Here is a 1,877-nt window from a genome sequence, read left to right on the forward strand (position 1 = left end):
GGGTCTTATGAAGTATAGCATGTTATAAAATCTTGTAACATATTGCTATACAATGAATAACAAGTATTATAAACGGTCACATATTTCAGAAGCTAAATTTCGGCATCTGATCAAGTGTTTTTCGTTAGATTTAACCGCAACGGAAACGGCTGAGTTAACCGGCATTTCATTGCGATCGGTTACCGTGATCTTTGACAAACTGCGCCATCACATCGCTCGATGGTCTGAGCAATCGGCTCGGATCCAAGGCATCATTGAGGTTGACGAGTCTTATTTTGGTCCACGACGAATTCCTGGTAAACGAGGACGAGGAGCTTCGGGTAAAACCATTGTCTTTGGCATTTTCAAACGTAAGGGCAAAGTCTATACCGAAATTGTCCCTGATGCAAGAAAAAAGACACTCCAGTGTATTATACGTGGAAAAGTGGCCCCGGCCAGTGTGATTCACAGTGATGGTTGGCGAGGCTATAATGGCCTAGTGGATGTGGGCTATGACAAACATTATCGTGTTCAACATGGCCAGGATGAATTCGCCAATTCCTCGAGTCACATTAATGGCATTGAATCTTTTTGGAGTTATGCCAAACGCCGGTTGGCTCAATTTAATGGGGTATCGAAATCTCATTTTTATGTGTATTTAAAAGAAACTGAATATCGCTTTAATCATCGAAATCAAAACTTATACAAGATCTTACTGAAGAAGCTTAGAGAAGAACCTCTTTGAGCTCTAAACTTCATAAGACCCTAAATATTATTACTCGTTAGTGTATGAATACTGAAAATTTATTCTAAAACTCATCATTAATCTATGCCCTATGACTACCAAAAACATAAGTATCAATCACCAAAAACATGCACATGTTTTATCAAAAAGGTAGGCATGTTTTTAAATCACTATAAGCATAACCAAAAAATAACAGGCTTGTCGGTTAAACAAGCCTGTTATAGATTAATAGTTAATGGTAGTTAACGCTATTTCTCAGGTTACTTATCAGTTCTATGTAGATATCTTGGAATAATTCAGATTATTCAACATCTGTTTGAACTTTTTCCCGGGCCTGAAGATGATCTTAGCCTTTTTAATATTGCTGCTGCTAACTTCTTCAGCGACCTCACTGCCCTTACTACTAATACTTACCCTGAAACTTCCCAGGTCACCGATCTCGACGATATTCCCATCACTTAGCAATTCAGGTAATACATCTATGATGGAATACAGTACAGCACGAATGTCTGCCCCGCTTACTGTACTTATCTTTTCTATTCGGTTGGTCAGCTCTTCAATTCCTGCTGAGCCTGTACTTTGTGCGGAAGCATAGAACTTCTTTACTCCGCCGCCCTCAACTCCGGGCTCCCCTCTTTCTATAACATTAAATGATATTGGCATTGTTTTGTTATTTAATTAAGGTTTATAAGCCATGTAAATAACGACTTACAGAGTTAGAGCAGTTTAAGAACGATTCCTTACAAAGTTTTTTCAGAACCTAACCTTAACGTCTCAAAATTGGCCTCCCCGGCAACAATTCACAGAAAGATCAAGATACCCCACCCATTCCATCATTCGGCTCATTCTGTTTAGGAGAAACACTTTGACTACAAAACGAGCCGGGTGATGGATCAAGCTGTGACACCCTATCCTTTAGAGTTCATGGCTCATTTAAACCATCATCCATCACCCCGTCCTCACCTTTGCTGAATGATCATTTGATTATGACCGGACGGAATGATGGATTCGTAGATGCTATTTGTCTTCGAAATGCAATCCCTAATACCTCCCCAGCATCTCTTAAGTCTTACAACGAGTCTTTTAATTATAATCCGTTATCCAAAACCTATCGAGCGCTGACTTAGGAGTCTTTGCAGAGCAAGTCTCTGAC

The 1,877-nt window shown here is 39.7% G+C and carries 2 protein-coding genes; one reads left to right on the forward strand and one right to left on the reverse strand.

Annotated features, from left to right (window positions below; translation table 11 throughout):
* Positions 1–52 precede the first annotated feature (52 nt).
* Positions 53–724, forward strand: coding sequence for an IS1595 family transposase (locus C3B73_RS07010; protein WP_103663920.1), 672 nt, complete (start codon positions 53–55; stop codon positions 722–724).
* A 273-nt stretch (positions 725–997) separates the two neighbouring features.
* Here C3B73_RS07010 and C3B73_RS07015 read toward each other — a convergent pair whose 3' ends face one another.
* Positions 998–1,387: an HU family DNA-binding protein gene (locus tag C3B73_RS07015; RefSeq protein WP_103664892.1), complete on the reverse strand. Its 390-nt coding sequence runs from the start codon at positions 1,385–1,387 to the stop codon at positions 998–1,000.
* Positions 1,388–1,877: the final 490 nt, after the last annotated feature.

Source organism: Gracilimonas amylolytica (assembly GCF_002911695.1).
GTDB classification, from domain to species: Bacteria; Bacteroidota; Rhodothermia; order Balneolales; family Balneolaceae; genus Gracilimonas; species Gracilimonas amylolytica.

Coding starts and splice junctions, on each gene's coding strand:
- C3B73_RS07010 (WP_103663920.1), top strand. CDS start 53: ATGAATAACAAGTATTATAAACGGTCACATATTTCAGAAGCTAAATTT.
- C3B73_RS07015 (WP_103664892.1), bottom strand. CDS start 1,387: ATGCCAATATCATTTAATGTTATAGAAAGAGGGGAGCCCGGAGTTGAG.